5 protein-coding genes are annotated in these 5795 nt (G+C 38.2%); all 5 read left to right on the top strand.

Annotation, left to right across the window (positions count from 1 at the left end; genetic code table 11):
• On the top strand, positions 1 to 1414 hold a 1414-nt coding region (locus B5J93_RS08135; RefSeq protein ID WP_143823514.1), incomplete at its 5' end, for a DUF2345 domain-containing protein.
• Between the two features lie 11 nt (positions 1415 to 1425).
• The gene (locus B5J93_RS08130) at positions 1426 to 2154 is read left to right on the top strand and encodes a hypothetical protein (protein ID WP_079325945.1); all 729 of its coding nucleotides are present in this window, start codon (positions 1426 to 1428) and stop codon (positions 2152 to 2154) included.
• 48 nt (positions 2155 to 2202) lie between these two features.
• Positions 2203 to 4455 carry a LysM peptidoglycan-binding domain-containing protein gene (locus tag B5J93_RS08125; RefSeq protein ID WP_079325944.1) on the top strand — a complete coding sequence of 751 codons (2253 nt, stop codon included), beginning with the start codon at positions 2203 to 2205 and terminating at the stop codon, positions 4453 to 4455.
• 16 nt (positions 4456 to 4471) lie between these two features.
• The gene (locus B5J93_RS08120) at positions 4472 to 4837 is read left to right on the top strand and encodes a hypothetical protein (protein WP_079325943.1); all 366 of its coding nucleotides are present in this window, start codon (positions 4472 to 4474) and stop codon (positions 4835 to 4837) included.
• A gap of 99 nt (positions 4838 to 4936) precedes the next feature.
• Positions 4937 to 5665 (top strand): hypothetical protein, encoded by a 729-nt coding sequence (locus B5J93_RS08115; RefSeq protein ID WP_079325942.1) that lies wholly within the window; start codon positions 4937 to 4939, stop codon positions 5663 to 5665.
• Positions 5666 to 5795 lie beyond the last annotated feature (130 nt).

Below are 5795 nucleotides of genomic sequence, written 5' to 3'. Positions count from 1 at the left end.
GATTACCACGCATGGGAGGCCACATGCCACAAGTCACATCAAAGACATTAAAGAGACCACAGCTCAGCTACAGAATGCCACAAGCACCCACTCATCACTCATACAAAGTAGCATCCAAGCACAATGCGAAGAGCGAGCCTTGGATGACACGCTCATGCCCACCTTAGATGAGCTTAACACAAGCATGACAGGGGAGGGCGTAGACCATGCCAATCACCACGATGACGACTCAGATGACACCCTAAGTCATCCAGAGCTATCAAACCCACACATCGTCCTTAGCTCACTGGCGGGCATGACCTTGACTGCCAAACAAAACATCCACATCACCACCGACAACAACCTTGCCATCACCACAAACAAAGACCTAAGCCTTGCCACCACCTCAAAATACAACCTAACCGTCCAAAACGGCATCAGAGTCTTTGTCCAAACAGGAGGCATTAAACACTACACCGCCAAAGACGACATAGAACTACAAGCTCAAGATGGTCAAATCAAACACATCGCCAAAGACAACATAGAGATTATCTCAACAGAAGGCAAAATTCAAATCACAAGCCCCACTCAATTATCCATTAACATCTGTGGTTCTGAGTTTAAAATGAACGAACAAGGCGTGTTTATCACAACACCTGGGGTGTTTAGAGTCAAGAGCAATGAGAAGGTGATGGAAGGGGGTGAGAGGGTGCCGTTTAGGTTGCCGGTTTTGCCCCATGTTGTCAAGCCTTTTAGCAATAAAGTGGATGTGTATGACTTGTTTCATCAATATAGCTTTGATGAGATTGAATATGTTGCTCATCTTGGCTCAGGTCAGCTTATTGAAGGAGTCTTGGATGAGCATGGTCGAACCGGCACCATCATGTCTGAGGATCAAGAAGAAATTGATATCTTTATTGGTTTTAAAGATGCCGATTGGGGCTTGGAGTTGGTCGAAACAGATTTTGATGGCGATCCAGAGAATGTTGCTTGCAATCCTGATGAAGATGAAGAGTGTGAGTGGCTTGGGAGTGATGATTCTTGGTGGAGCAAGTTTATGGAATGGTGGGACGCAGATCAAAAATCAAATGCTCAAGATAGGGGTGCCGATGCTGCAGTAACGGCAGGAACCAGAGGTATGAGCAATACTAATGGAGGCATCATTAGTGCGGGAATAGGTGCAGCTAATGGTGCAATTGGTATTAGTAGTGCTTTAGATGGCGAATTACAGAAAGACTATCAATATTTTGTGCAACTGGGCGAGTTAAGACCAACTACAAAATTAACTTCTGTACAGGGCTATACTCGTTGTAGACAACTTATTGATTGGGAAAAGTTGGTTCAAAAATACAATGGCTCTAATTGGAGTGAGACTAATTCTCAAGGTATGTCTCCACAAAGAGAGGTTTGGAAAATTTGTACCACCAAGAAGTAGTGAGTGTTTTTATGATAAAATCTTTGTTTATTGTTGGTGTGTTTTTATTATTGGTGAGTTGCAGAAATTATGAAAATATATCTTTATTGCATTATGCAGATCAGGCAGATTTAAATAGTATTGGATTAAATCAGGAAATCATTAAAAAAATTAATGATGAGAATATGATTGTGAATGGTAATAGTCGCTATGACAATTACCTAATACATCACTATGGGGAGTTCGATATGTTATTAAATTCAAAAAATCCAAACGAATTATATGTTGTGAAAGATGGTATTTTTTTGGTTGGGATTAGAGATAACGGAGCGATAGAACTTTATGATAATAATACAAAATTTCCCAATCCATCAAGTTTATCCGTATTTTGGATGCCAAAACAATCAAATATTATTTTGGCAAATAAAGAGAAAGTATACTTTGATATGGGCATAAATGGTGTTGATGCAGTATTTCAAAAACTTCCACACACAGGCGAAAAATCGTATCTTAATTATGTCGATATTGTAAATTTTTTACCCCAATCTGATATCGAGGAAGCTTTTATAGATAATCTGCAATGCAAGGCTTTAGTTGGTCACTATGCCTGCTGCACGTCAAACGGACAAAATTACGACGCATACCAGTTCCAAGATATAGGCTGGCAAAAATCCACTAATAAAAAGGTTATGCAATATTGTCAATCCAAAGATTTATCGCAGTTAAGGAAGAGGTTAAGACAAGAAATATACAAAGACTAATATCACAAAGGTCAGAACAATATTATTGAACCAACTCGGAGAACAACTATGCCCACCACCCTCCTTCGCATCCTCTTTCACGATTTGTGCAATGAGCCCATGCCCAATCTCTACCACGAAATCCGTGAAAATGGGCGCACCATCAGTGCCGGCAACTCTGATGGTGGAGGGTATGGCGTATGGATGAGACGTCGTATTGGAAGTGTACTTGACATCGCAGTAAAAGACCCAAAAACAGGTGCGATGACCACCTTATCTGCTCGCATCATTGTTCAAAAGCCCAATCAAAGCAATGCCTATATTGCCAGAGTACAAGCACCATGCTATAAACAAACCATCACACTACAGCCAAGACAAGGTACACAAGGTGATTATCGCCGTAAAACCCACACAGTCAAAAAAGGCGAAACCCTAGAGGGTATTGCCAAGCAATACAGCACAACTTTGCAAATCCTACATCATCTTAACAAAGACAAAATCAAAGACCCTAACAAAATTCAAGTGGGCTGGGTTTTAAAAGTGCCACCCAAAAACAGTGGTTTACAAGATTCTGATGCAAGTGCAGGCACCAAAACACAAACAACCAAAAACACCCAAACCAATCCCTATACCAAACCCAAAATCACCACCTCAAATTATCAAATAGAAAAAGGCGACACTTTGGGTAGTATTGCCCAGCGTAGTGGCAAGTCCATCTCTGACTTACAACGCCTAAATGGCATTACCGACCCCAACAAAATACAGGCAGGCAAATACATCAAGACAGGTCTGCCCAACACGCCTAAGCCTGCACAACCTGCCACAAAACCATCATCACAACCTGTGCCAACTCAAGCCCCTTCCACAAGTGGCCAAAGTGGTGGTATACTAGACAAAGTACAAGAGGTTTTTGGTGATGGTATGGACTGGCTAGACCAAAAAACCCAACCGATACAAGATAAATTCGAACAAACCATTGACTATGGATCAAAAATCTTCAATGAGGGTGTTGATGTGGTCAGTCAAACAGCGGGCAAAGTCAAAGACGATGCATTAGACGCTGTATCAGGATTGTTTAATGACAAACCATCCCAAACCCAAACACCATCCCAAGCACCAAAACCAACAGAAATAAAACCCATACAAACAACCGAACAAAACCAAAGAAGTCAAGAGGGTGGGACACCGAAGGTGGTGGTTGAAAGAGCTAAGCCTCCTATTATATTCCCTTTGATGGAACAGCCTTTAAATGACCCAGGTAAACCTTACGCCAACTTTGATTGGAGAAAAAAACTTGGCGAAAAGGGGGCTAGCCAAACGGTATTTAATTGGAATCGAAATGGGGGGCGCAGAAAACACGCTGGGCGAGACTTATATACACGAGCACAAAACGCTGATGCTAGTGCCAAACCAGGCAGTGAGGTGGTTAGTATAGCACCAGGAAAAATCCTTGACGTGAAAAGTTTTTACTATGAAACCGATGCAGTTACCATCAGTCACACAACAGAAGATGGCAGGAAATTTATAATCAGATATGGTGAGCTTGACCCTAAGTCAGTAGAGCATCTTAAAAAAAGAATAGGTGAAACCATACAGCAAGGTGAGGTTTTGGGCGTAACAGGGGTGCTTATTAACAATGGCAAACCTGTAACAATAGCTAATAACAAAAACATCTCAATGCTACATTTTGAATATTTTACTGGAAAAGGACATTCTTTGGATAGAGCGGATAATTTACGCAACCCAAACAATATCTATCAAAGAAGAACCGACCTAGCTGACCCCTTAGATATATTATTGGAGGGATATAGGGCAACTTTTATTAAGCCCTTGCCAGTTGTTAGTAATCAAATTGCTGGTAAAAAAACATTTTCTGAAAGTGATGCAAGAGATGCTCTCATCAAGATTTTTCAGGAACATGGAAAAGATATTGCGGTGATTGTTGAAAAAATGTACCGAGCTGAAACTAGACATTTTGATTCTGAGCAATATAAATACTGTGGCACACCAGGCATGGAAGCTCATGGAAGTCCGCCTTACTATGGTTGGGATAGTCAGTTATTTATTTCACCGCCTACTGGAATTTGGTCGGCTTATGAAAATGCTGGATTAAGCAAGCAAGGGGGTAATGCTCAAGTAACCAACTCAAAGAAGAGATTTGTGTGTGTCGATAGTGTACTAGTGGGAATGACTTACCTTGCAAGATATATCAAAAAATATCATGGAAATTATGCTAGGTGGTATTCTACAGACGCAAAGGCTCAACAAATATACAGAGATAAATTATCACAAATTCGTGCAAGAATTGTAAATAAGCTTTAACAAGGTAGAGATAAAAATGTTTTACAAATCTATATATGTTTTATTATTTTTTATAGCACTGATTGGTTGTAAAAATATTAAGCAAACCAATCAAATTGACTACTGCAAATCCGAATTAAACACATTTGTTAAACAAGTCTTTAATGACACAGATACTAATGTTAACATTTATTCAGAACTTAGCGATGGAGATTTTGATATGCAATCAATTAGAGTTTATATGAAAGACAATTCCCAAGAAGGTAATGATGTAACGATTGGCTGGTTAAAAATAGACAAAAATAAAAATAATATTTATAACATTACTGATAATGAAAATGTTATATTAAATGACTTTAATGAAAAAATTGTGAAGGATTTTATTGATGGTTGCATTAATTAAATTATAAACAATATTTGGTAAAATTTTATTTCAAATTAACCTTGTTTAATATTAATAAAAAACAAGGTTAAATTCTTAAATTTATGATGGTAAAAATTTATGAGAAACTATAGAAAAATGATCATTTTCTTAACCGTTATAACCCTATCCGCCTGTAACAGTGGTCAAGAAAAAATTCAGCCTAATAAAAACAAAAGTGTTGAAGCGAGTCATCAATCGAATATTGATATTGATGAGGTTCATCATGTTTACTCAAAACTAAGTGATAGCCTATCAGGAAAATTAAAAGTTGCCTTGCAAGAAAATCAACGTGATTGGAATAAAAAAACATCAGAGGTTTGTGATGGGAACATTCGGGTGGAAGAAAGACAGCGGTGTTATACCATAGAGAATCAAAATAGATTAAAATTTTTACACCGTCATCAAGATTACCTAACCAATTTGGCGGATAACAAACTAAGTGGTTTGGAACGAATTGATGGAAGGTATGTTGGTGGCTTCGATTCTTACTGCATGTGCAGTGCGATAATCCCCTTTGTTGATACAAAAAGCGATACAATGGTTCTAGAGAGTAGTTGTGGCGAATTAATTCTAAAAGATTCGATAAATCGAGTGATTTTATCAGATGATTTGGTGAGATTTGTTATGATCAATGAAAACAAAATTGAATATGATTTAATTTTTAAATATAATAAAAATAAAATTTATACAATGACGACGAACGGAACTTATGCTATGACAAAAACCATGCATTTTCCATCATATCTTGCAAATCAAAAGCAATACCCTATTGATGTGGACTCAATGTGTGATGGTTTTGATGGATAGACTATGAAAAATATTGTGTTGTTACCATTTTTGATTTTGCCAACTCTCCTTTGCACCAGTTGTAATGCTGATAACGTTGCATATAACCCATCATCCCACTTTTGTTCACAAAAAACACAACCTAATATTA

The sequence above is a fragment of the Moraxella equi genome (assembly GCF_002027555.1).
Lineage (GTDB): Bacteria > Pseudomonadota > Gammaproteobacteria > Pseudomonadales > Moraxellaceae > Moraxella > Moraxella equi.
Note: the sequence above shows the minus strand (reverse complement) of the source record. Positions and strands in the feature narration are given on the sequence as shown.